Here is a 23598-nt window from a genome sequence, read left to right as displayed (position 1 = left end):
CGGTCTCACCTAGTTCCGAGAAGTTGGAGGTTGGATGAAACTCATGCGAATCCGGCGTCGGTTGGCCACCGCGGCACTCGCCGCGCTGGCTTTGGTCGCCACCGTTGGGCTCACCATCAATAGCCCACAGCCGGCGCAGGCGTGGGACAACGGCACCGCCGACACCCCGCCGATGGGTTGGAACAGCTATGACGCGTTCAACTGGAGCGTCAAAGAGTCCGACGTCAAGGCGAACGCCGACTACATGGCAGCCAACCTCAAGCAGGCCGGCTGGCAGTACATCGTCATCGACTGGGCGTGGTACTACCCGGGATACCACACCGGCAGCCCGAACCAGGACTCCAACCTCAACCCCCGGCTCCGCATGGACGCCAACGGACGGCTGCTGCCGGACACCACGCGCTTCCCGTCGGCGGCGGGTAACAACGGCTTCAAGCCGCTCGCCGACTATGTGCACAGCAAGGGCCTGAAGTTCGGCGTGCACCTGATGCGCGGCATTCCCCGCCAGGCGGTCGCGGCCAACGTGCCTATCCTGGGCACGAGCTGCCGGGCCAACCAGATCAACAACAACACCACGGCGGCCTGGCTGAACCTCATGTGGGGCCTGAACATGTCCAACCCGTGCGCCCAGGCGTACCTGGACTCGGTGTTCCAGTTACTGGCGAGCTGGGGCGTGGACTATGTCAAGGTCGACGACATCGCCGCGCCCACGTACCGGCAGGCCGAGGTCGAGGGGTACCGGACGGCCATCCAGAGCAGCGGGCGTCCGATGGTGCTCAGCCTGTCGCCCGGCCCGACGCCGCTGTCCGCCGGTCCGCACGTGCAGCAGAACGCCCACATGTGGCGGGTCGTCAACGACCTGTGGGACGAGTGGCGACACGTGGACCCGCTCTTCGACAAGCTCCGCGACTGGACGCCGTACCGGACGACGGGCGCCTGGCCCGACCCGGACATGATCCCGATCGGGCGACTCTCCAAGCACGGGCCGGTGGGTTCGCCCCGGTACAGCAGGCTCACGCCTGATGAGCAGCGCACCCTGATGAGCTTGTGGGTGATCAACCGGTCACCCATGATGTGGGGCGGCAACCTGGTCGAGAACCGCGCCTCCGAGCTCGCGCTGATGAATAACGCCGCCGTTATGGCGATCCTGCAGAACAGCACCAACAACCGCCAGCTCGTCGGCGGTACCCGCCAGGTATGGGCGGCCGACATCCCGGGCAGCAGCCACAAGTACGTTGCCATGTTCAACCGCGACGGCGTCGCGGGCAATGTCTCGCTCAACCTGGCCACCCTCGGGATCGGCTCGGCGACGGTGACGGACCTGTGGTCCGGAGCCAACCTCGGCACGGTCAGCGGGACGTTCACCCGGTCCCTGCCCGCGCACGGGGCCGGGCTGTACCGGCTCGTGCCGCAGACCACCGTTCCGCCCCCGGTCACGTACACCCTCACCGCGCGGCACAGCGGCAAGCTGCTCGACGTGTACGACCGCTCCACCGCCGACGGCGGGAACGTCGTGCAGTGGGCCGCGAACGGGCAGGCCAACCAGAAGTGGCAGTTCCTGGACCTCGGCAACGGCTTCTACAACGTGGTCAGCGTCAACAGCGGCAAGTGCCTCGACGTCCACGGCGGCACCAGCGCCACCGGCGACGGCGTGCGGGTCGTCCAGTGGACCTGTCATAGCGGCACCAATCAGCAGTGGCGGGTCCTGGACCTCGGCAACGGGTACCTCCAGCTGATCGCCCGGCACAGTAACAAGTGCCTCGACATCCAAGGCGCCGCCACTACCGACGGCGCCCAAGCCATCCAGAACACCTGCGGCACGAGCACCAGCCAGCAGTGGCGCCGCCAGCAGGTCTGACATCCTGACTACGCCCCTCCGCGATCCGTCCTGCCGACGGGTCGCGGAGGGGCGCTATCGCGGGGTCTCACGTGCATCGCTGGTGGCGGCGCTGCGCTCGGCCAGCCACGCGGCGACCTGAGCGCGGCTACAAGGCCTGCAGGCAACGGCTTCTTGGTAGTACGCAGAAACGAGAGACTGACCGTCTGGGGTTGACCCGGTTTGACGGACAGGGTCGATAAGTTGCTCTCACGCTACGGTGCTGGTTGGCCTGCGGGAAAAGGCGGTCTCCTCGTACTCGGCGGGGCTGAGGTAACCGAGGGTGGAATGCCTGCGGCGGGTGTTGTACCAGCCCTCGATCCCGTCGAAGATCGCCGTGCGGGCGGCGGGACGCTGAGCTACGGTGCTCCGATGCAGGCGTATGAGACTCAGCGGGCAACACAGGCAGCCATATCGAGCGCCTCATCGCTTGGCCTAACCGCCCACGACGCCGCCGTCCTGCACAACTCGAACAAGCTCACCCTGCGTCTGCAGCCCTGCGACGTGCTGGCCCGGGTGGCGTCGGCGGCGCACCAGTGCGCCCAGCTCGAAGTGGATGTCGCCCAGCGGTTGGCCGAGGTCGGGAGCCCGGTGGCCGCGCTGGAATCGCCCGAGGTCTTTGTTCGGGACGACTACGTGGTCACCCTGTGGGCCTACTACGAACCGGTGACTACCCAAGCGATTCCAAAGGCGGAATACGTTGGCGCGCTCGAACGTCTGCACGCCGGAATGCGCAGGGTCGACCTGCGGACCCCGCATTTCACGGACCGAGTTTCTGAGGCCCAGACGCTCGTGGCCGACCAGGCCCGAACACCGGAACTGGCTGACCCGGACCGGGTGTTCCTCGCCAGCACGTTGGACCGTATGCGACGAGCGGTCAGCGAGAGCGGCCGGCCCGAGCAACTCCTGCATGGCGAACCCCATCCGGGCAACCTGCTCTTGACCCAGACCGGTCCGCTTTTCATCGACTTCGAGACGTGCTGCCGGGGGCCGATCGAGTTCGACCTGGCCCACGCGCCCGAGGAGGTCGGAGACCACTACCCGAGCGTCGATCACCAGCTGCTCCGAGATTGCCGGACCCTCGTGTTGGCGATGATCACCGCGTGGCGCTGGGATCGCGACGATCAGTTCCCCGACGGCCACCGGCTCGGCATCGAGTGGCTGACCGAACTGCGGAAGGCAACGGCTCAGTCTGAAACCAGGGTCGAGATTCTACTGGGACGCGAAGGACTACGACAAGTACCTCGCGGACCCTGAGATCCCGGCCATCGCACGGGAGCTCGGGGTCCAGGCGCCGCCCGTGCACGCCGTCGCCGCGACCGAGCTCGACGCCTGACCACTACTCGGGGAGAGAGATCTCGGCATGGATGTCACGTCCCCGCGGGTCCGCAGGTTCAGCTCGGCGATCGGCGACGACGCCATCCGCTTCGGCGACGGGATCCTCATCGCGCCCGCCTTCGGCAAACAGGCAAGCAGGCGGATGAGCGCCTACACGTCGTTCCTCTACACGGGGCGCGGGCCGACCTGCCGGCCTCCTACGGGGAGGTCTGGGTGGTGCTCAGCGGAGCGCTACGAGTGGGCGCCGGGAGCGACGCCGTAACGGTGGGTGCAGGCGACTTCGTACACGTTCCGGAGCAGGCCCCCGGGGTCGTCGAGGCCCTCGAGGACACCACAGTGGTCTGCGTGTCGGTGTCCGCTCATTGACGGGGACGGCGGTCACTTGAGGCTGACGCACCGTTCGTCTGGTGATCGCGGACACGAACACGACCCGCCGGGCTCGGCTGGCCGTCATGTGCCCGTAACGTAGAACGGCTAGCCCGGGCGATTTCCTCACCACCATGCGCCTGGCTGGCGTTGACCTGGATGGTGGGGGCGGAGCTGACCTGGTGACCGTGACGGATCTGTTGGCCGCCGATTCCTCCCGCTGGACACCGGACGTGCCGCGGGTGCCCGCGGTCTTCCGCACCGACGGCGCGAGCGCGAGGCGCACGCTGCTCGACATCTTCGAAGCGACGGTGGCCAGCCACCCGCACGCGGCTGCGATCGACGACGGGGCGACGGTGCTGACCTACCGTGGGCTGGCCGAGGAGGTCGACGCGTTGCGCGCCATCCTCGCGGGCCACGGGATCGGCGTCGGCGACCGGGTCGGCGTGCGGGTCACCTCCGGCACGACGGGGCTCTACGTCGCCGTCCTGGCGGTGCTCGCCGTGGGCGCGGCGTACGTGCCGGTCGACGCGGAGGACCCGGACGAGCGTGCCGAACTGGTTTTCACCGAGGCGGACGTGTGCGCGGTGCTCGGTGGCGACGGTGGTCAGCTGTCGTTGTGCGCCACCCCTACCGGCCGTCCTGGCCGCCCCGGGCTGGACGACGACGCGTGGATCATCTTCACCTCGGGCTCAACCGGCACGCCCAAAGGCGTCGCCGTGCACCACGCCGCGGCGGCGGCCTTCGTGGACGCCGAGGCGATGCTGTTCCTCGCCGAGGCCGGCAGCGACCCGATCGGTCCGCGGGACCGGGTGCTGGCCGGGCTGTCGGTCGCCTTCGATGCCTCCTGCGAGGAGATGTGGCTGGCCTGGCGGTACGGCGCATGCCTGGTTCCGGCCGCCCGTGCCCTGGTGCGCAGCGGCGTCGACCTGGGCGACTGGCTCGCGGCGCGGCGCATCACCGTGGTCTCCACGGTGCCGACCCTCGCCGCGCTGTGGCCGGTCGAGGCGCTGGACGACGTCCGGCTGCTCATCTTCGGCGGCGAGGCGTGCCCGCCTGAGCTCGCCGGGCGGCTGGCGGTGGAGGGACGCGAGGTCTGGAACACGTACGGGCCGACGGAGGCGACCGTCGTCGCGTGCGCGGCCCGGCTCACCGGTGACGGCCCGGTGCGTATCGGTCTCCCGCTCGCTGGTTGGCAGCTCGCCGTGGTCGACTCGGCCGGCGTGCCGGTGGCGATGGGGCAGACCGGGGAGTTGGTCATCGGGGGGGCGGGGCTTGCGCGCTACCTCGACACCGCGAAGGACGCGGAGAAGTTTGCCCCGCTGCCCGCGCTTGACTGGCGGCGGGCGTATCGCAGCGGTGACCTCGTTCGCGCCGAGCCGGAAGGGTTGCTCTTCCTCGGGCGAGGGGACGAGCAGGTGAAGCTCGGCGGCCGCCGGATCGAGCTGGGCGAGGTGGACGCGGCGCTGCAGGCGCTGCCGGGGGTCGCCGCCGCCGCGGCGGCAGTGCGGACCGCCGGTGCCGGCACTCAAATGCTTGTGGGCTACGTAGTGCCCCGCGAGGGCAGCCGGTTCGACGTCGACGCCGCAGCGCGGCGGCTGCGCGAGCATCTGCCGGCCGCGCTGGTTCCACTGCTCGCTGCGGTGGGCGAGCTGCCGACCCGCACCTCGGGGAAGGTGGACCGCGCGGCGCTGCCGTGGCCACTGGCCGCCGTGCCGTCCGATGCCGGTGCGGAGCTGTCCGAGGCGGAGGCGTGGCTCGCCGGCGGCTGGGAGGAGGTGCTCGGCCTGCGGGTGACCGCCGCGGACGCCGACTTCTTCAGTCACGGCGGCAGCAGCCTCACCGCCGCGCAGCTCGTCGCGTGGATCCGCCGCCGCTACCCGCACGTCTCGGTCGCCGACATCTACGAGCATCCGACGCTGTCGGCGATGGCAGCGCGGCTCGGCGCCGCGCAGACCGGCCCGGCGGCCCGGCGCGAGGTGACGCCGACCCCGCGCCGAACCGGATTCCTCCAGGCCCTGCTGCTGGTGCCGCTGCTCGCGCTGCCCGGGCTGCGCGCCACGGTCGTCGCCGCCGCGTTCGGCAACCTGCTCGTCGGCCTCGCCGGCGTGGCCTGGATATCCACCGTGTCGTGGTGGTGGATCGGCATCGGGTGGGCGCTGCTGTTCACCCCGGCCGGCCGAATCGTCATCTCGGCGGGAGGAGCACGGGTGCTGCTGCGCGGCGTACGGCCGGGCAGCTATCCACGCGGCGGCACTGTCCACGTACGGCTGTGGGCCGCCGAGCGGCTCGCCGAGCTGACCGGGGTCACCGGCGTGTCCGGGGCGTCGTGGCTGGTCCGGTACGCGAAAGCGCTCGGCGCCGAGGTCGCCCCGGATGTCGACCTGCACTCCGCGCCCCCGGTGACCGGGCTGCTCAGGGTCGGCCGAGGCGCGGCCGTCGAGCCCGAGGTGGACCTGTCCGGCTACTGGGTCGACGGCGACCTGGTGCACATCGGCAAGCTCCGTATCGGCGCGGAAGCGCGGGTCGGCGCCCGCACCACCCTGTCACCCGGTGCCCGGATCGGCAAGGGTGCCTGGATCGGCGCCGGGTCCACGGTGCTCGGCGCGGTGCCGGCCAACCAGCACTGGGCCGGATCGCCGGCGGCACCGGTGCGGGGGCAGTCCGTTGCCTGGCCGGTTCAGCGGCCGCCCCGGTCCCGGGGCTGGGCTGCCGCGTACACGGTGACCTCCCTGCTGATTGGGCTGCTGCCGGCCACCGCCGCGCTGCCCGCCGCGGCGCTGCTCGGCAGCGCGATGGCCGGCACCGCCACCCTTGGTGCCGCGTTCGGCCACGCGCTGCTCGCCGTCCCGGCCGCGACCGCCACGTACCTGCTGGCGTACGCGGTCCTGGTGCTCGCCGCGGTGCGCGGGCTCGGCATCGGGTTACGCGCCGGCCACCACCCGGTGCACGGCCGGATCGCCTGGCAGGTCTGGGCGACGGAGCGACTGATGGGGCTGGCCCGGGTCGGGCTCTTTCCGCTCTACGCCAGCCTTTTCACCCCGGTCTGGCTGCGCTTGCTCGGCGCCCGGGTGGGGCACGGGGTGGAGGCGTCGACGGTGCTCGCGGTGCCGGCCATGACCACGGTCGCCGATGGCGCGTTCCTCGCCGACGACACCATGGTCGCCACGTACGAACTGGGCGGCGGTTGGCTGCGGGTGGCCCCGGTACGCATCGGCAAGCAGGGCTTCCTCGGTAACTCCGGGATCGCCGCGCCCGGCCGGTCGGTGCCCAAGCGGGGCCTGGTCGGGGTGCTGTCGTCGGCGCCGCGCAAGGCGAAGAAGGGCTCGTCCTGGCTCGGCATGCCGCCTATGCCGCTGCGCCGCACGGCGGAGGCGGTGGACAGCAGCCGTACGTTCGACCCGCCGCGCCGGTTGAAGTTGGCCCGCGCCGCCGTCGAACTGGGCCGGATCGTGCCGGTGATGCTCGGTGCGGCGCTCGCCGGCGCCGTCGTCGCCGCGCTGCTCGTCATCGAGCGGACGGCCGGGCTCCTGCCCGCGGCGCTCGCCGCCGGGCCGGTGCTGTTCGCGGCCGGGGTACTGGCCGGTGCCGTCACCACCGCGGCGAAGTGGTTGCTGGTCGGGCGGATCCGCGTCACCGAAAGGCCACTGTGGACTTCGTTCGTGTGGCGCAACGAACTCGCCGACACCTTCGTCGAGGTGCTCGCCGCGCCGTGGCTGGCCCGCTTCGCCACCGGCACCCCGCTGCTCGCCGTGTGGCTGCGGAGCATGGGTGCGAAGATCGGCAGCGGGGTGTGGTTGGAGACTTACTGGCTGCCAGAGTACGACCTGGTGCGGCTCGGTGACGGGGCCACGGTGAACCGGGGCTGCGTGGTGCAGACCCACCTCTTCCATGATCGAATCATGAGCATGGACAAGGTGGCACTGGAGGCCGGTGCGACGTTGGGCCCGCACGGCATCGTGCTGCCCGGAGCGGCGATCGGTGCCCGTACCACCGTCGGGCCGGGGTCGCTGGTGACCCGCGGCGACGCCGTACCGCCGGACAGCCGCTGGCAGGGTAACCCGATCGCCACCTGGCCCGCCGCGGCCGCCCGCCACGGATGACTCCCAGGGCCGGTCGGGCCGCCGGTGGTCCTGGTGATCGCGACTGCGCCGGGGGAGGAGCCGGCGCTGGTACGACCCAGCGTGGCGCCTTCGGCCCGGGTGCCGAGCGCTCGGGCGACTCGTACCTGCCGGAGCACGGCAACGGTGGCTACCGGATCCGCCACTACGACCTGGAACTGGACTACAAGATCGCGTCGAACCGGCTCGTCGGCCGCGCTGTCCTCACCGCGCTCGCCACCCAGGGGTTGTCCCGCTTCACGCTCGACCTCGGCCGGTTCCGCGTCCAGGAGGTGCTGGTTGACGGCCGCTCCGCGAGGTACACTCACCGGCCGCACAAACTGCAGGTCAAACCGGCACACCCGATTCCGATGGGGGCGCAGTTCCGGATCGAGGTTCGCTACGTCGGCCACCCCGCCCCCATTCGCGGGCGGTGGGGAGACATCGGCTGGGACGAACTCGCCGACGGGGTGCTCGTGGCCAGCCAGCCGAACGGCGCCCCGTCCTGGTTCCCCTGCGACGACCAGCCGGGACAGAAAGCGAGCTACCGCGTCGCGGTGACCTGCGCTTCGTCGTACACCGTGCTGGTCACCGGCGACCTGGTCGGCCAGCGGCCCGGCGCCAGCAGGACCACCTGGGTCTACGAACGTGCGGAGCCAACTCCGGCCTACCTGATGAGCGTGCAGATCGGCCGGTACGAGCGGCTGGAACTGGCCACCCAGCCGGTGCCGCAGCGCGCCGCCGTCCCCGCCCGCCTGCGTACGCCGTTCATGGTCGACTTCGCCCGCCAAGCTCAGGCGATGGCGGCGTTCGAGCGCCTTTTCGGCCCGTATCCGTTCGGCGAGTACACCGTCGTGGTCACGGACGACGAGTTGGAGGACCCAATCGAGGCCCAGGGCATGTCGATCTTCGGCGCGAACCACGTGGACGGGAGGCGTACGCATGAGCGGCTGGTCGTGCACGAGTTGGCCCACCAGTGGTTCGGCAACAGCTTGACGGTCGCCGACTGGCGGCACATCTGGCTCAACGAGGGCTTCGCCACGTACGCGGAGTGGTTGTGGTCGGGACTCTCCGGCGGGTCGTCGGCGGAGGCGCTCGCCCGGCAATGGTACGCCCAGATGGCAGCCCGCCCGGCGGACCTGCGGGTCGCGGACCCCGGGATCGGCCGGATGTTCGACCCGCTGGTCTACAAACGTGGCGCGCTGACCCTGCATGCGCTGCGGCGCGAGATCGGTGACACACAGTTCTTCACCATGCTGCGTGGGTGGGTCGCCGGGCACCGGCACGCCACCGTGACGACGGCGGCGTTTCGCGCGCACGCCCAGCGGTACGCCCGCCAGCCGCTCGACGCGCTCTTCTCCGCCTGGCTGGACCAGCCCGCCCTCCCGGCCTTTCCTAGTTGACGGCGACGACCCCGTCGGCGACGCGGCCAACGCGGGCGGTGGCGGCCACACCACATGCGCAAGCTTGTGTACTTCGACGAGGCCTACCGGGGAGGGCGAAGTGCATTTTTGCGCAAGGTGCGGTGCCGACCGGCGGTTCAGCGATCCCGGCGGGCGTTGAGGCGGGCGGCTTGGCGCGTCAGGTGGTCGCGCTCAGCGAGGTTGGGGGCCTTTCGGGCTGCTTCGGCGTACAGCCGGGCCGCCGGTCGCCGTCGCGTTCGTGCAGGTACGCCGCCACCGCGGTGGAGGGAGGTTGCGGCGCGGGTCAGTCGTCCGCGCACCGATCTGTCGAGAACAGTGCATCTATGGTTCGACGGTCTGTGCTAGGCGAAGTCGATTGCCCAGGCCATCAACCGCCTAGATGCTCCTCGATTACGGCGACCAGTTCACTGGCGCCGTGAAGGCAGCGCTCGCAGTATGCTCGTACCTCTGCACGGCGGAGGTGAGATGCGCGGCGCAGTCGGCGATTACGCGAGCAAGCGGCTAGGTCATCAGGTACGCGTGGAGCGCCTGGGCAACAAGACGATCCACACCTACGTTACCTTTCCCATTCCGGTTCGCAGGCCGGCTCATGGCGCCAGCGTGTCGGAGCTGAGCTGCGGCAAATGCGGTGCGCGTTTGCGTGTTCGGGTCCGCAATGCCGCAGGTACGAGATGGGCGCGCAGGGTATGGCTGGCCGCGGCTGTGCCCAGCCTCCTCCTCACGGCCGCCGCCATCTTCGTGTTTGTCCAGTTCGACCGTCCGCCTCCGGACAACAGGCCCTACGTCACGCCGCTGTGGGTCGAGCTGTCCTTCATACCGGCCGGTCTCGGGATCGCCGCGTTCCTGCTCTGCGTCCTCATGTGGTGGCACACAGACGGAGTCAGGTTGATATCCAATCGCGGCTGGGAACACCAGCTGGTCTATGCCAAACGCAGGAAGGGCTGAGCTGGTGGATCAGCTCGCGCCGGATCGGTCGGCCAACACCGGTGGGTCGGGTTCGATCTGGGTGATGACCGGGCTCATCTGCGCACCGTGGGCCCGCAGCCCATAGATGCGGTCGAGCAACTGGGTGTCGTCCCCGCGGTGCCGCGTCGCTCGTACGCGGTTCACCCGTCCCATACCACGACCGGCGTGCTCGTGTCGCCAGCGGTTCGCACCCACCGGCCGACCGCCTCCGCGACCTTCGTACGGCGCTCGTCCGGTGTGGAGAAGAAGTCGCAGCCATGCGTGGTCGACAGAGGATGCCCTGGACACCTGGGACCGGTCAGCGGCGTCGATGTCGGCGATACGGTCGCCACGCTGACCCGGCGCACAGGGCGGAGGTTCTCGCTCACCCGCGCGATCGTACAGACGATGGACGCCGGCGTGGGGGTCGGCAGTAACGACACCTCGCCCGCCGTGTTCCTTCACGGTGACGCGCAAAGTTCTGCCGCGATCCGCTCGCCACGAAGCGTCATCACGAGCAACGTTGAGGGCGTTCGCTGGCGCCTCGCAGTGCCCGGCTTTCAGCGCGTTCCGTTACTCCGCAAGGGTCTGGGGTAGTTTCTCGATCCACGCGGTGAAGCTGGCGGCTATGGGCCGGACGGCGGGTTGGTCGTGGTCGTAGTAGAGGACCGGCGGATCGTCTACGACGCCGTCGCGGAGATCGAACAGGGCCTGGTCGCCGTCGCCGGTGAGCCAGAAGTCGGCGATGCACAACATGCCCCGGGTGGGCAGTGCGACCTTCGTCGAGTTGTGCACAAACGGATGAGTTGAGGTTATCTGCAGCGTGTCACCCAAGACGACTTCCCGGGTGCACTGCAGGAAGGTGCGATAGGCGGCCGGAAGCCGGAGGCCCAAGTCCTGTTCGAGGCGGGCCAGTTCGGCGTCGTCCAGGCCGGATCGGCAGCTGTCGACATCATCGATGTTGGCCTTGAGGAAGCGGGCAAAGCGGGGAAAGTGCCCGGTGAGGCGCGCGATGGCTGGGGTGAACTCGGCGGCCTTGGCCGCTTCCTTCGCCCGTTCCTCCCGGCAGAACTGCTCGAAGGCCCGCCGCCAGGCCAACTCATACCGATCAGATCGGACATACCCGACGCCGAGCAGGTCGAGGACCTCGCAGGCGCCCTGCTGGCTGGCAAGCGCGCGCCGCGCGGGATCGTCGCCGGCGCCCCGAGGCTTCAGACGCAGAAACACCCCGGGCGAGCACAACGCCTTGACCTGCCGCTCGTGCTGCTCCCACCACACCAACCAGTCCCCGGGCTCCGTCCGACCCTCGACCAATTCGTGGAACACGGCCGCATACCGGCCCAGCGGCTGTTCTTGATCGACCATCCCGTTCTTCCATGTGATCAGCGAGTCCGCACCTGGCGGCTGATCAGAAACTCTATGTACCACGTCAAATCGACCAACCGGTGATGCTCTGCGCTCGCTCGTGCCGATGGCCGGGTTGTTCTAAGCGACAGGGCGCGGCTCCCATCGGTCGCCGAAGGCTTGGTGGAGGACCAGCAGAAGAACGCTGATCAGGATCATCGCGAGGATGCGCCCAGCCACCGACAACGTCAGATTCCGGAGTCGCCGCCCGGTGAGTCGTCGCCCTCGTCGTCGACCACGAAGATCGGCGAGAGGCGCTCCGCCAGGATGGACCCGTTGATCTCCTCCCAGCGATACATGCGGTCACCGGCGACCGCAAGGTAGTACTGCTCGTAGGCGCCCCACCAACTGGGCTCGTAGGCGACCACCTCGACGTCCTCGTCGGGAAACCGTGCCCGGACCTGCTCGGGTAGGAGGCACCCGTCGTCTCTCAGGACATGGTCTCGGATCGTCACCATCGCCACCAAACGGCTGTCGGCGTCGCGCCACACCCGAAGTCGACCTCTGCTGCCCCAGCGGTCCCCACTAGTCCGGTAGTGCCAGTCTCCCTCGTCGAACACCAACTCCGGCCCGGTCATCCCCCCAGTATGCGCGGCCGCCTCAACATCGGCCCCCGCCGGAGGCAGCGCGAGCGGCAAATCGGCGGCGGCGGTGAACCGACGGTCCAGGTGGATGTCGTGGGCGGTCCTATCGGAGGCTCTCGGCGGCCCGAGCTGCCGTGTTGGCGCAGCACAGCACTTCCGGACCCACCAAAGCGGACGGTGAATGAAGGCTCGCTGTGGTGTGTACGAAGAAGCTGTGGGTCTCTCCGGCCGTGAGTGAGATGAGCATGTCGTCGACGACCGCGTCGGGCGCGACCTTGTCGGCCAGCAGGGCGAGGTCCCGGACGTACGAGTTGGCTCGCACGTCGACCCGGTAGCCCCCGGCCGCGGGTGTGATGTTGGCGGTAATCGGCGCTGGCTCGTAGCCGAGATCCCGGTCCTCGGCGAACAGGTGATGGACACGCGCGTCGCCGGCGGTCGCGACCAGTACCTCGGTCCTCGGGTCGGTGGGTTTGAGCAGGTTTTCGTTGAGGTCCAGCAGGGCGGTGGACCGGGGTGGGACGCTGAGCGGCAGCTCAGCGGTGGCGAGCACGTCGCCGCCGAATGTCTGTCTGGTTGCGAGGACGGTGCCCGTCCAGGGCTGGTCGTGGTCGTTCACCGCGACCAGGGTGGGCTTGCCCGCGCGGGGCTGTATGGTCAGCAGCCGGGGCGCGAACGCGTGTTTGATCGCGTAGTAGAGGGGTTTGGGGCGTTCGTCGCTGTCCACAGCGGACCATGAGGTGACCGGCCAGCAGTCGTTGAGCTGCCAGACGAGGGTTCCTGCGGTGCGTGGCCACCAGGAGCGGAAGTGTTCGATGCCGAAGGCCACCGCACGGGCCTGGTTGAGCTGGGTCGCCCAGTGCCACTGCTCGAAGTCGGCCGGGACAGGCAGGTGGGGTGCGAGGCCGCGGTGCAGCTTGCCATTGCCGTCATCGGCCTTCTGGTGGAGCAGGAACGCCGGCGAGGTGGGTGTCAACGGCTGGTCGTGGATCCACCGGGTGAGGGTGGCCCAGGTGGGCGGTCCCTGGAAACCGAACTCGGCGCAGAACCGCGGAAGGTGGTCGCGGTAGTGGGTGTAGTCCAGGACATTCCAGACGTCCCATTCGTGACGGGTGCCGTGGTCGGCGTCGTTGGGTGGCAGATCATCGGGGCTGTACGGGCTGCCCGGTGCGTAAGGGCGGGTGGGGTCCAGCTCGGCGACGAGCCTGGGCAGCAGCTCGGTGTAGTAGCCGAGTCCCCAGCTGCGTCCCTGTAGGCCGTCCTGCCAGCCCCAGTCGGTGTAGGCGGGGAGGTTCTCGTTGTTGCCGTTCCACAACACGAGCGACGGGTGGGCGACCAGCCGGGTGATGTTCTCCCGGGCCTCGGCCTCGACCTCGCCGCGTAGCGGCTCCTCCTCGGCGTAGAAGGCGCACGCGAAGGGGAAATCCTGCCACACCATCACGCCGCGTTCGTCGCAGGCTTCGTAGAAGTCGTCGGTCTCGTAGATGCCGCCACCCCAGATCCGCAGCATGTTCATGTTCGAGTCGGCGGCCTGGTCGATTCGGCGGGCGAGCCGCTCGGGGGTGATCCGGGTGAGGAAGTGGTCGTCCGGGATCCAGTTGGCGCCTTTGGCGAAGACGCGTGTGCCGTTGACGACGAAGGTGAACGGCGTGCCGGTCTCGTCCGGCTCGGTGTCGACGGTGACCGTACGGAACCCGATTCGGCGCCGGTCGGTGTCCACCGGCTCGCCATCGGCCAGGAGCGTGAGGGTCAGCTCGTAGAGTGGCTGGTCGCCGTAGCCGACCGGCCACCACAGCCGGGCGTCCGGCACGAGGACGGTGACCTGTGCGGTGTCGCCGGAGACGGTTACCCGTTCCTCGCGGTCGCCGACCGTCACGACCGCGGTGTAGTCGCGGTCCGCGGCGCGTTCCAGTTCCAGGTGTACGTCGACGCGGCCGGTGCCGTCGGCGGCGACGGCCACGAGCGGGCGCACCTGGGCCAGGCGGGCGGTGTCCCAGCGTTCCAGCCGTACGGGTTTCCAGAGGCCGGCGGTCTGGAGGTCCGGTCCCCAGTCCCAGCCGAAGGAGCAGGCCATCTTGCGGATCGCGTTGTACGGGTGCGGGTAGGCCCGCTGGCGCCAGCCGAGCCGGGCCTCCATCTGCTCGGCGTGGGTGAGCGCGGATCTCAGCGTCACGGTCAGGTCGTTGCCGGCGTCGTGCAGCGACTCGGAGACGTCGAATCGGTAGCCGCGGTGCATGTTGGCGGTGTGGCCGAGCAGGTGGCCGTTCAGCTCGATGGTGGCGACCGTGTCGATGCCGTCGAAGACCAGCTCCACCCGCTCGCCGGGTCGAGGCGTCTGCGCCTGGAACCTGGTCGTGTACTGCCAGTCGACGCGGTGCATCCAGGTCAGCGCCGCCTCGTTCCGATCCAGGAAGGGGTCCGGGATGAGGCCCGCGGCCATCAGGTCGAGATGGGTGCTGCCGGGCACCTGAGCGGGCACCTGCCGTCCCACGAGGACGTCCGGCACCGCTCCCACGGCCCGCAGTAGCCAGCCGTCGTGCAAGGTCTCGCGCATCATCCGCCCTCTTGTCGCCGGTCGGCGACCGCATCCTTACGTAGGAAGCTTAAGTAAGTCAATCGCAGTCTGATCGACGGACGTGGCGATGCTCCCGCCCCGCCGCCGATTGGCGCCGCTGTGGCTGCCGGAACCTATTGACGGCTTTTTAGGCAACTTGGCAATGACGGGAGGCGGGTTTTGTACACGACCACGAGCAGCGTGCGCCACCGCCTACAGATGGTGCTCCAGGACCCGTTCGCCTCACCGAACCCGTTCCACGGCATAGCCCACCACCTGGCCCGGCCGCGCCCCACCGCACGAACACCGGTAGGCGGGTCAGAGCACCCCGCCCGCGCTGGCGGGCACCGGCCTGACGACGTCCTCCGGGCGGGAGTGTGCCAGGGTCAGCTGGCTCTGCAAGACGAGGGCCGCCCCGCCCATCGCCGCCGCGTCCGACCCGTTGACCGACGGTACGACCCGCACCGGATGGGCCGCCGGGCGAACGTGCGGCGGTCCACCTCCTGCTGGATCACCGCCTGGTAGATCGAGCTGGCGACAGCGAAGCTCGGCCCGGCGAGGACGATCGTGTCCACGTCGAACAGGCCCGTCATGGTGACGGCGGCAGACCCGAGATAGCGGGCCGACTGCTCGACGAGGCCCCGGGCGTCGGGATCGCCGGCGTTCGCCGCAGCCGCGACCCGCGCGAACTCGGTGAGGAGGTCGGCACCGGCCGGATCGAGCGCCAGCCGCTGAGCGAGCCCGGGTGTCGCCAGAGCCTGCCGGACCAGAGCCGACGGGCCGGCGTAGTTTTCCAGGCAGCCGATGTTGCCACACGGGCACTCGTCGCCGTTGACGTCGATCGAGATGTGGCCGATCTCCACACTGTTCGAGGAACTGCCCCGGTAGACCTCACCGGCGACCACGACCCCACCGCCGATACCGGTGGCCATGTAGATGCAGCCGTAGGTGCTGCGTGGGTCTACCGCGCCCATCCAGTACTCGCCGATGGCGGCCGCCGCGGCGTCGTTGTCGAGCAGGACGGGCAGCTCGAGAATCTCCGCGAGCCGCCGCGCGACCGGGTAGTCGAGCCACTTGCCGGTGGGCTGCGGCGTCAACAACACGCCCACGCGCCGGTCCTGCGGGCCGTAGCTGACCAGGCCGACCCCCAACACCCTGTCACGATCGACGGCCGCCGTGGCCAGCAGCGCGTCGATCTGCGACGCCACCAGCGGCAGCGCCTGCTCCGGCGGCATCGTCGCCACGCCTTGGAACGAGGTGCGGGCCACCTGCCGGCCGGCCAGGTCGACCACGACGATGACGCACGTGTTGCGCTCGAGCTGGATACCGACGCTGTAGCGCGCCAGCGGGTTGAGCTGGACCAGCGTGCGTGGCTTGCCGCCCGTCGGCGCGCCCCGGCCCGCCTCGACGACCAGACCGTCGCCCATGAGCTCGCGCACGACCTCGGAGATCGTAGCTCCGGTGAGACCCGTCGCCTCGGCGAGCTCGATCCGGGTGATTGTGCGCGCCGACCTGATCAGATCGAGGACCAGGCCGCGGGTCTTCGGCCGGCTGGCCCAGATCGGGCTCGTCGCCACGGTGTCCTCCTCCGTCCCGTCGATCCTCGGAGCTACTTTACTGACCCCTCCGATCGTGCCGCTCCCGTCGCCTGCTCCCGTCCCCCTCGCGTCGGTCATGCGGGGTATTGACTCTCGTAACCAGCCTAATAAAGGATGTCCGCAGCGCTCCCATCGATCCCTCACCCATCCACGAGGAGATCAGATGAAACACCGTCATGCACTACTGGCCGCCGGCGCCGCCAGCACGCTGGTACTGGGTGGCATCGCAACGGCAACCCTTCCCGCCTCGGCGGCCGCATCCGGCTGCTCCGTCACGTACACGGTGCAGAGCCGGTGGACAGGCGGATTCACCGCCAACGTCGCCATCACCAACCTCGGTGACCCGATGTCGAACTGGACGCTCACGTTCGATTTCCCCAATGCCGGCCAGCGCGTCACGCAGGGTTGGAGTGCGACCTGGACGCAGTCCGGCGCCCGCGTTTCGGCGGCCAGCATGACCTGGAACGGGTCACTGGGCACCGGGGCGTCCACCTCGATCGGGTTCCTCGGCGCGTGGAAGGACGCCAACCCGGTACCCGCGTCATTCGCGCTCAACGGCACCGCGTGCACGGGCTCGGTGATCACACCGACCGCCAGCCCCACCACTGCCAGCCCGTCCCCGACCGCCACAACGCCGCCGCCGAGCGGTCGGGCCCCGGAGCTGCGCGTGTCCGGCAACAAGATCGTCACCACGGACGGCAAGGCGTACCGGCTGCTGGGCGTGAGCCGCTCCAGCGGCGAGTTCGCCTGCGTCCAGGGCAAGGGCCTGTGGGACTCCGGGCCCGTCGACCAGGCATCCGTCGACGCGATGAAGACCTGGAACATCCACGCCGTCCGGATACCGCTGAACGAGGAATGCTGGCTGGGCGTCAACGGGACACCCAGCGGGGCCACCTACCAACAGGGCGTCAAGGACTACGTCAACCTGCTCGTCGCCAACGGCATCAACGTCATCCTCGACCTGCACTGGACCTGGGGCGCCTACACCAACAGCCCGGACTGGCACTGCAAGGACGAGCACGCCACCTGCCAGAAACCGATGCCGGACGCGCGGTACGCCCCCCAGTTCTGGACCGGCGTCGCCGACACCTTCAAAGGCAACGACGCCGTCGTCTTCGACCTGTTCAATGAGCCGTACCCGGACATGCCCGCCGAGTGGAACAAAACCCTGGGCTGGCAATGCCTACGCGACGGCGGCACCTGCGGCGGCCTGCCCTACGAGGCAGCCGGCATGCAGGACCTCGTCGACGCCGTCCGCGCCACCGGCGCCACCAACATGCTCATGGTCAGCGGCCTGGAATGGACCAACGACATGCGCGAATGGCTGACGTACAAGCCGAACGACCCGCTGAACAACATCGCTGCCTCCTGGCACGCATACAGCTTCAACGCCTGCGCGAACGAGTCCTGCTGGGACAGCCAGATCGCCCCGATCGCGCAGCAGGTGCCGGTCGTGATCGGTGAGTTCGGTCAGGACGATTGCAGCTTCGACTACATGCAACGGCTGGTTACCTGGGCCGACGCGCACGACATGGGGTACCTGGCCTGGACCTGGAACCCATGGGGCTGCACCGGCGGCGCCGTGCTCATCAAGGACTGGGCCGGCACCCCGGAACCCGGTGTCGGCGAGGGCTACAAGGCCCACCTGCTGACCCAAAACCCATACGTCTGATCCAGACTCGCGGTGACCTCGGCCTGTCCCCAGGCCGAGGTCACCGCCCCCATCCCCACCCGTGAAAGACGCGCTTGCGCAGGTCCAGCTCAGCTCGCAACCCACCCTCGACGACCAGACGCGCAAGTTCGGGCCAGTGGCGGGTGACCCTCTCCGCCACGGAGGTCACCAGGAGGGAGTTCCGCCGGGCCCGGGCCAGCAAGAGGGCGCCTTCGAGGGCGGCGAGCACCTGTATCGTGCCAACGCTTGCCACCGTGGCCCACGGCCTGTCACGAACAGGGGCCCGTGTGCTCCGAATGTGGTCCTGGGCTGGGAAAACAGGGGTGCGGGGTGACGCGGGCGAACCTGGGCCACTCCCGATCAGGGTTTTTTGTCCACTGGGTGTGGGGATGTTTGTTGGTGCCGCGGTGTTGGTTACGGGACGAGGCAGGTGCGGTTGGGTAGGGGGCCAGCGATGTACACGCGGTCGGCGTCTTTGTTCCGGCGTTGGTGGCCGTAGACACAGACGTGGCCGATGAGGACGCCGAAGGCGACGCTGTCGGTCACGGCTGGGTCGTCGGAGCGAGCCAGCCGGACCTGGGGAGTGTTGGTGCTGAGGGTGGCCAGTCGGGAGCGTATGTGTTCGGGTGTGGCAGGCTGATCAGCCCAGGCCATCAGCGCGTCGCAGGGTTCGTGCGTGCGGTTGCAGCGGTCGAGCTGTGCAGAGCTGGGAATCCGGGCATAGGCCATTCACGGCAGTGCCGCTCGGACAAGCAATCGCCGTCCGGCATAGGCTCGGACGGCTCGGGGCGAACCTAACCCTGATCGCCGCCCCGGCCGGCTGAATGGATCTGATGCAGGGCAGGTCAGAGCCTCGGCTTGGCAGTTTCACTGACCCAGGACACGACACTCACAGCCCAGGTCTACCCGCTCCTGTCAGCCCGAACCGGCGATCTGCCAGCGCCGGCCGCCAACACCGGCACCTTCTGACTTCCGACTGCGTCGACCTGAGCCGCCACCGGGACGAGATGCAGATGCCGGGGTTCAGAGCCACGAAGGGTGTGCCCTCAACCCCGGCATCATCTGAGCATTGAGCGAGAGACGCTCACTGAACGGGCTGTGTCAGCAGGTCACGAGCTCAGGCGATGCCCGTAGCGGTGCCGCAGTACTCCTGACGGTGGTTGACGCTCGTCTGAAGGCATGCCTTGATGTGGACGGTGGTGCCCTCTTTGATATTCGGCAGCCATGCCTCGCGGCAGCCGCTGGTGCCGGCGCCGTTTGTGTCGTACAGCGAGAAGAACTGCCACTGGCCGTTGAGCTTCCACTGCGCCTCGGCATAGACGATCTTGCCGTCGTTGCCCTGCTTGTCGCAGGCTCCAAGCCTCTCCCGCTTGCGCATATCGGGATCGACTGCGTTGGGATTGTTGCCCCAGAAGATGGCCGTGCCCCCGATAGGCATTCCGTCGGTAGTCTTGACCGATACCGTCGTGGCGGCCAACGCGGGCGTCGCCTGGGATACGGCCAGTGCCAACGCGGCAGCGCCGGTTACCGTCCACGTGATAATGCGCCTGTTTACCATTTCTCATCCCCCTGAGAACAGGTCCATGAAGGAGTGACCGCCTTCGTCGCAGAACCTACCACTGAGCCACTTTCATCCGCGTAGCGGATCGTCTCGACGTGGTGAAGGACGAGGATGGCCTGCACGATCGTGGTTGCTCGGCGTGGGCAGCAGCGTAGCTTCATCAGGATCTTCCAGGGTCTTGAGCGTGGCGATTGTCCGTTCACCGCCCTCAACCGCCTGGCCGACCTGATCCGCCAACACCGAACGCAGTGTCGATCCAGGTGGCGACGCCTGGACCCCGGGCGGCAGGCGCTGCTGGTCCTGGCCCACCTGCGCAACGGTGACACCTACTCGCGCCTCGCCGCCGGCTTCGCCATCGGCACCACCACCGCCTGGCGGTACGTCCGCGAGGCGATCACCCTGCTCGCCGCCCTGGCCGACGACATCAACGCCTGCGCGGTACGAGTTGCCCGATTGGCCTACGCGATCCTCGACGGCACCCTCATCCCCATCGACAGAGTCGCCGAGCAGAGGCCGTACTACTTGGGAAAGCACAAGCGACACGGCGTGACGGTGCAGGTCGTGGCCGACCCCGCCGGCCGACTGGTCTGGGTCTCACCCGCCCTGCCCGGCGCGGTCCACGACCTGACCGCCGAGCGAACCGTCGGACTCGTTGACGCGTTGACCAGCGGCAACGTGATGACGTTCGCGGACAAGACATCCGATGGGCGTAACTGTCAAGCAGCGACGGCCGTCGTGATCGGGAAGGCTGTCGCTTTTCGGTAGTGCTGTCGTGCCGTCAGGTAGTGGTGCAGGCAGCCAAGGAAGCGGCTGAACAGGTGGCGGAAGGCGGCGGCCTGGCCGTCGCCCGTGGCCCGGCGTCGGTCGTAGTGGGCTCGCGTGCCGGGTGACTGGTTGAGTGCCGAAAAGTCCCCAGGTGAAGCCGACCGCGGCGAGTCGATCGTTCTTGATCCGGCGTTGCGATACGACCAGGCTGCGGCCGGAAGCACGGGTTACCGGTGCCGCGCCGGCGAAGGCCTTCAACGATCGCCCATCGGCGAAACGGTTCCGGTCGTCACCGATCTCACCGAGTAGCCGGGCGCCTGCCTGGGCGGTGATGCCGGGGAAGCTCGTGATGATGTCGTGGTCCGGGTGCTGCTGGAACGTTGGTCGGGCGACGAACTGGGTTGGGTACGGGCGACGCTCGAGCGTCTGCTCGACCAGCCTGCCTGGGGCAGGTGTCCTGGATGTCGCCGACCGGTCGGCCGACCGTGCGATCTATCATCGGGCGCGCTGGGTCGCGCTGGTGAGGACCCCCTGCGGGCAGGTGCCGCTGGCGGAGCTTTCGATGAACGGGGACCACAGTCGGATCGCGATTCGTAACCCCGACCGGCCCAGCCTTGACCTGCTGACCGTTCACTTCGACGCTGCCCAGTACGACGCCGAAATCGCCCGCGCCGAAAACGATCACTCCTGGGAGTGGCCCGACCGAACTGTCGCCCGGCTGCTGCGGACACGCCTACGAGAACAACCCGATCTGCTCGGCCGATGGGACTGCCATCTCGGGTGGGTGGCGGCACGGCCGGACGACCAGGGCCGGGTGCACGTGTCGTACTTCTACCCCAAGCGGCCTGTCGGTTTAGAAGATCTCTGGTTGCAGTTCGTCGCGGTGATTGAACTGCCAGCAGGCGACCCCGAAATCGTGGTCGACGAAATCGTCCGGCAGATTACCGAAACCGACCCGCGCGAGCAGCAGTGGCTGACCGGCGGCAGCGTGGAAGCCGCCCAGCAGTTGGGCTTCGACTGGTCCTTACGGCACTGAGGACGAAACCGGCTGGTTCACGTCGTGGGCCAGCCGGTACTCTGCGCCCGCCAGGAAGGAGTGCCGCGATGGCCGAGACGATGACCCTGTGGCGGCCGACCGGCCCCGAGGAGTTGGAACTCGTGCGCGCCACCGGCTGGAAGGCGTGGCCGCCGCGGCTGCCCGACCAGCCGATCTTCTATCCGGTCCTCAACGAGCAGTACGCGATCATGATCGCCCGGGACTGGAACGTATCCGCCTCCGGCGTCGGCTACGTCACCCGGTTCGAGGTCGACCGCGAGTTCGCCTCCCGCTACCCGGTCCGGCACGCCGGCGGCCGCGACATCCTCGAGCTGTGGGTGCCGGCCGAGGAACTCGACGAGTTCAACCGGCACATTGTTGGGCTGATCGAGGTGGTCCACGAGTTCCGGCCCGGCCGCTGAACGGACGTGGTGACAGTGAACGAGGATGAGATCCCAGGGCTATTGCGTTGTCGGGTAACCGCTGGTCACGGCGGTGATGAGGTCGTGTGATCGGCGTGTGGCGCGGGCGATGTTGGTCGCGCCGGCGGTGCGGTGCCAGCCGATCGCGGTGTTACGCAGCGTTGCGATGACGGCGGGTCCGTTGCCTGTCCGGGCCTGGTGGAGGTCTTCACGGAACGTCACGTCGCGCACGTGATGGATCTTGTTTTCGATGTGCCTGTCGGCGGATCCAGGTTTGCAGGTCGCGGGGCAGAGCCTGGCGTGCGGGCAGTGACACGGTCAGGTAGGCGGTTTCGCGGCTGGTCTTATCAGCGACGAGGCGGGTGCGGGTGATCCGCACGGCCTGCTGGGCGTGCGGGAAGGTGATGCCGCCGGGGGTGGCGACGGTGATGGACGTGATCTCATTGCTCTCGGCGTCCACGGTGACCTGGGCGAGCACGATCCCGGTGGTGGTGTCCAGGGCGGACAGCAGGAGCACCTGGCGGCCGCCGCCGATGCGGAACCCGAGCTGGTCCTGGGCTTGCTTGTCCAGGTTGTGCAGCCAATCCGTGATCGCGGCGAACAACGATGCTCCGGCCATGACGGCACAAACCGCCACCACCACCACCACCACCAGCAGCGCGGTCAGCGGGCGTGCCGGTCGGAGCCTCGCCACCGACTCCCGGACATCACCCAAGTCATCAGGACGGCGATCCCGTCAGGCGTTGGGCGGTGAGCTGATCGTGTGGGAGAGCGGACGGACGAGGGGTGTCGGCAAGAACCACCACGCCAGGGGCTGATTCGGTGATTTTCACTGGCCGCTCGGGGCGGTCGGCGATCGGCGAGCTGGTCAGATCGGCCGCAGGGCGGCGAAGACCTCGGGCCAGTTCGCCGGCAGATTGTCGAAGATGAATCGCTGGTACAGCGTCATGAGGTGCGTCCCGGCCCTGCTCACCTCGGCGCTGTCCGAGCGTGTGGCCGCAATGCACTGGTCGAGGCAGTCCCAGTCCTCGCGGTCGCGTTCCCGCACGCCAATCGTGGTGAGCGCGGCCTGGACGGCCTCGTCCTCGAAGAATGAGTCGTCCCACGCCGTCGCCGCGCCCATCAGGTACATGAGTTGCGTGCTGGGCGACAGCCGTTCCGCTGTCAGGGTTTCACTGTTGTAGGTGCGATCCTCGTCCTCACCCACGATGCCGGATGTCTCGACCGAAGAGTCGACCAGATCTCGCCAGTAGGCGACGTCGTGCGCCCCGTCGCGCTGGAGCATGTGCTTGCTGGCGAACTCTGCCATCCGCGCCTGGTCGTCGATCAGCGGCGAGACTGCGGTGTCCATGCTGTAGTCGAACCCGAAGAACCACCTGCGCCCATCGACCAAGATGGACTCGATGCCGCCTATGCGACCCTCGCGGTCCGCGATCGGTTTGATGTCTGCCATGAGGGGCGAGCGTAGTACAGCAGCGCCATCACTTCCGGTGACCGCTGGCCGGGCGCCGAAACCTACTGACCGAAGACGCCTGAAACACCGTTCGCATGGCTCTGTCTCACGATCGGTGGTGACGAAGGGTGGGGGGTTAACCGAGCAGGATGCGGTGTCGTAGGAGGGCGAAGCCCGCGCGTCCGTACAGTAGTCGCTTGCTCAGTTTGGTTCTGGTGTTGACGCCTTCGGTGCCGCCGTTGTGGAACGGGTGGGTCAGTGCGGCGTTGACGGCGTCGCGGTCCAGGCCGAGGCCGCGGGTGAATGTGTGCAGGTGGGGCCGGTGGTTTTGACCTCGGCGATCCAGGTGGTGAGACGGGTCGTCGCGCGTTCAGAACCGTCCGGTCTGGCCAGGACAGTCGTGGTCGGCCGTGAATCTGGCGGCGTGGTACCGCAACCTCATGGCGAAGGGCCAGTAGCTCCGCGAGCACCGGTGTTGTCGCTACGGCCGTGCACAGCAGGGC

Annotated in this window: 17 protein-coding genes and 6 pseudogenes; 9 read left to right on the top strand and 14 right to left on the bottom strand. The window is 68.7% G+C overall.

Features of this window, described 5'->3' with window-relative positions:
• Positions 1 to 34 precede the first annotated feature (34 nt).
• Positions 35 to 1858, top strand: coding sequence for an RICIN domain-containing protein (locus E1193_RS00845; protein ID WP_132179193.1), 1824 nt, complete (start codon positions 35 to 37; stop codon positions 1856 to 1858).
• A 228-nt stretch (positions 1859 to 2086) separates the two neighbouring features.
• Here E1193_RS00845 and E1193_RS31610 read toward each other — a convergent pair.
• A pseudogene (locus tag E1193_RS31610) lies at positions 2087 to 2221 on the bottom strand (IS3 family transposase); the annotation flags it as partial.
• A 27-nt stretch (positions 2222 to 2248) separates the two neighbouring features.
• Between E1193_RS31610 and E1193_RS00840 the strand changes: the two are divergent.
• The 3 genes from E1193_RS00840 (at position 2249) to E1193_RS00825 (ending at position 9083) form a co-directional block, all read left to right on the top strand.
• Positions 2249 to 3133: an aminoglycoside phosphotransferase family protein gene (locus E1193_RS00840; RefSeq protein WP_132179191.1), complete on the top strand. Its 885-nt coding sequence runs from the start codon at positions 2249 to 2251 to the stop codon at positions 3131 to 3133.
• Between the two features lie 629 nt (positions 3134 to 3762).
• Positions 3763 to 7683: a Pls/PosA family non-ribosomal peptide synthetase gene (locus E1193_RS00830; RefSeq protein WP_347876998.1), complete on the top strand. Its 3921-nt coding sequence runs from the start codon at positions 3763 to 3765 to the stop codon at positions 7681 to 7683.
• The gene (locus tag E1193_RS00825; RefSeq protein WP_132179187.1) at positions 7680 to 9083 is read left to right on the top strand and encodes a M1 family metallopeptidase; all 1404 of its coding nucleotides are present in this window, start codon (positions 7680 to 7682) and stop codon (positions 9081 to 9083) included. The genes E1193_RS00830 and E1193_RS00825 overlap by 4 nt, the downstream gene beginning before the upstream one ends.
• Positions 9084 to 9220: 137 nt before the next feature.
• Here E1193_RS00825 and E1193_RS32735 read toward each other — a convergent pair.
• Positions 9221 to 9366: pseudogene (locus E1193_RS32735) on the bottom strand (RNA polymerase subunit sigma-24); the annotation flags it as partial.
• 203 nt (positions 9367 to 9569) lie between these two features.
• On the opposite strand from E1193_RS32735, the gene E1193_RS00815 reads away from it, so the two are divergent.
• On the top strand, positions 9570 to 10049 hold the full coding sequence (locus tag E1193_RS00815; RefSeq protein ID WP_132179185.1) for a hypothetical protein: 480 nt from the start codon (positions 9570 to 9572) through the stop codon (positions 10047 to 10049).
• Between the two features lie 9 nt (positions 10050 to 10058).
• Here E1193_RS00815 and E1193_RS31605 read toward each other — a convergent pair whose 3' ends face one another.
• The 5 genes from E1193_RS31605 to E1193_RS00790 all read right to left on the bottom strand — a co-directional run bounded on the left by E1193_RS31605 (position 10059) and on the right by E1193_RS00790 (position 16165).
• A complete protein-coding gene (locus tag E1193_RS31605; RefSeq protein ID WP_165945555.1) occupies positions 10059 to 10214 on the bottom strand; it encodes a hypothetical protein in 156 nt (51 codons plus the stop codon).
• 408 nt (positions 10215 to 10622) lie between these two features.
• On the bottom strand, positions 10623 to 11414 hold the full coding sequence (locus E1193_RS00810; RefSeq protein ID WP_132179183.1) for an SMI1/KNR4 family protein: 792 nt from the start codon (positions 11412 to 11414) through the stop codon (positions 10623 to 10625).
• Positions 11415 to 11641: 227 nt separating this feature from the next.
• The gene (locus E1193_RS00805) at positions 11642 to 12031 is read right to left on the bottom strand and encodes a hypothetical protein (RefSeq protein WP_132179181.1); all 390 of its coding nucleotides are present in this window, start codon (positions 12029 to 12031) and stop codon (positions 11642 to 11644) included.
• 109 nt (positions 12032 to 12140) lie between these two features.
• On the bottom strand, positions 12141 to 14588 hold the full coding sequence (locus E1193_RS00800) for a glycoside hydrolase family 2 protein (protein ID WP_243707187.1): 2448 nt from the start codon (positions 14586 to 14588) through the stop codon (positions 12141 to 12143).
• Between the two features lie 386 nt (positions 14589 to 14974).
• Positions 14975 to 16165 (bottom strand): ROK family transcriptional regulator, encoded by a 1191-nt coding sequence (locus tag E1193_RS00790; RefSeq protein WP_165945554.1) that lies wholly within the window; start codon positions 16163 to 16165, stop codon positions 14975 to 14977.
• 184 nt (positions 16166 to 16349) lie between these two features.
• Here E1193_RS00790 and E1193_RS00785 point away from each other — a divergent pair, with 184 nt between their 5' ends.
• A complete protein-coding gene (locus tag E1193_RS00785) occupies positions 16350 to 17858 on the top strand; it encodes a cellulase family glycosylhydrolase (protein WP_132179175.1) in 1509 nt (502 codons plus the stop codon).
• Between the two features lie 698 nt (positions 17859 to 18556).
• Positions 18557 to 18670, top strand: a pseudogene (locus E1193_RS32730) (transcriptional regulator); the annotation flags it as partial.
• Positions 18671 to 18975: 305 nt separating this feature from the next.
• On the opposite strand, the gene E1193_RS00775 reads toward E1193_RS32730, so the two are convergent.
• Positions 18976 to 19416: a hypothetical protein gene (locus E1193_RS00775; protein WP_132179173.1), complete on the bottom strand. Its 441-nt coding sequence runs from the start codon at positions 19414 to 19416 to the stop codon at positions 18976 to 18978.
• A 77-nt stretch (positions 19417 to 19493) separates the two neighbouring features.
• A pseudogene (locus E1193_RS00770) lies at positions 19494 to 19598 on the bottom strand (IS5/IS1182 family transposase); the annotation flags it as partial.
• A 37-nt stretch (positions 19599 to 19635) separates the two neighbouring features.
• Between E1193_RS00770 and E1193_RS00765 the strand changes: the two are divergent.
• The gene (locus E1193_RS00765) at positions 19636 to 20184 is read left to right on the top strand and encodes a transposase family protein (RefSeq protein WP_347876999.1); all 549 of its coding nucleotides are present in this window, start codon (positions 19636 to 19638) and stop codon (positions 20182 to 20184) included.
• Positions 20185 to 20424: 240 nt separating this feature from the next.
• Here E1193_RS00765 and E1193_RS33905 read toward each other — a convergent pair.
• Positions 20425 to 20481, bottom strand: a pseudogene (locus E1193_RS33905) (hypothetical protein); the annotation flags it as partial.
• Between the two features lie 807 nt (positions 20482 to 21288).
• Between E1193_RS33905 and E1193_RS00750 the strand changes: the two are divergent.
• Complete coding sequence (locus tag E1193_RS00750; RefSeq protein ID WP_132179171.1) at positions 21289 to 21642, top strand: ADP-ribosylation/crystallin J1; 354 nt, start codon at positions 21289 to 21291, stop codon at positions 21640 to 21642.
• Positions 21643 to 21681: 39 nt separating this feature from the next.
• On the opposite strand, the gene E1193_RS31600 is transcribed toward E1193_RS00750, so the two are convergent.
• The 4 genes and pseudogenes from E1193_RS31600 to E1193_RS00735 form a co-directional block, all read right to left on the bottom strand.
• Positions 21682 to 21873 (bottom strand): hypothetical protein, encoded by a 192-nt coding sequence (locus E1193_RS31600; protein WP_243707186.1) that lies wholly within the window; start codon positions 21871 to 21873, stop codon positions 21682 to 21684.
• The gene (locus E1193_RS00745) at positions 21851 to 22294 is read right to left on the bottom strand and encodes a hypothetical protein (protein ID WP_165945536.1); all 444 of its coding nucleotides are present in this window, start codon (positions 22292 to 22294) and stop codon (positions 21851 to 21853) included. The genes E1193_RS31600 and E1193_RS00745 overlap by 23 nt, the downstream gene beginning before the upstream one ends.
• 216 nt (positions 22295 to 22510) lie before the next feature.
• Positions 22511 to 23095 (bottom strand): hypothetical protein, encoded by a 585-nt coding sequence (locus tag E1193_RS00740; RefSeq protein ID WP_207922474.1) that lies wholly within the window; start codon positions 23093 to 23095, stop codon positions 22511 to 22513.
• 136 nt (positions 23096 to 23231) lie between these two features.
• Positions 23232 to 23452 (bottom strand): annotated as a pseudogene (locus E1193_RS00735) (transposase); the annotation flags it as partial.
• Positions 23453 to 23598 lie beyond the last annotated feature (146 nt).

Source organism: Micromonospora sp. KC606 (genome assembly GCF_004348675.1).
Lineage (GTDB): Bacteria > Actinomycetota > Actinomycetes > Mycobacteriales > Micromonosporaceae > Micromonospora.
The sequence above is the reverse complement of the archived record's forward strand: the minus strand, read 5'-3'. Positions and strand labels throughout refer to the sequence as shown.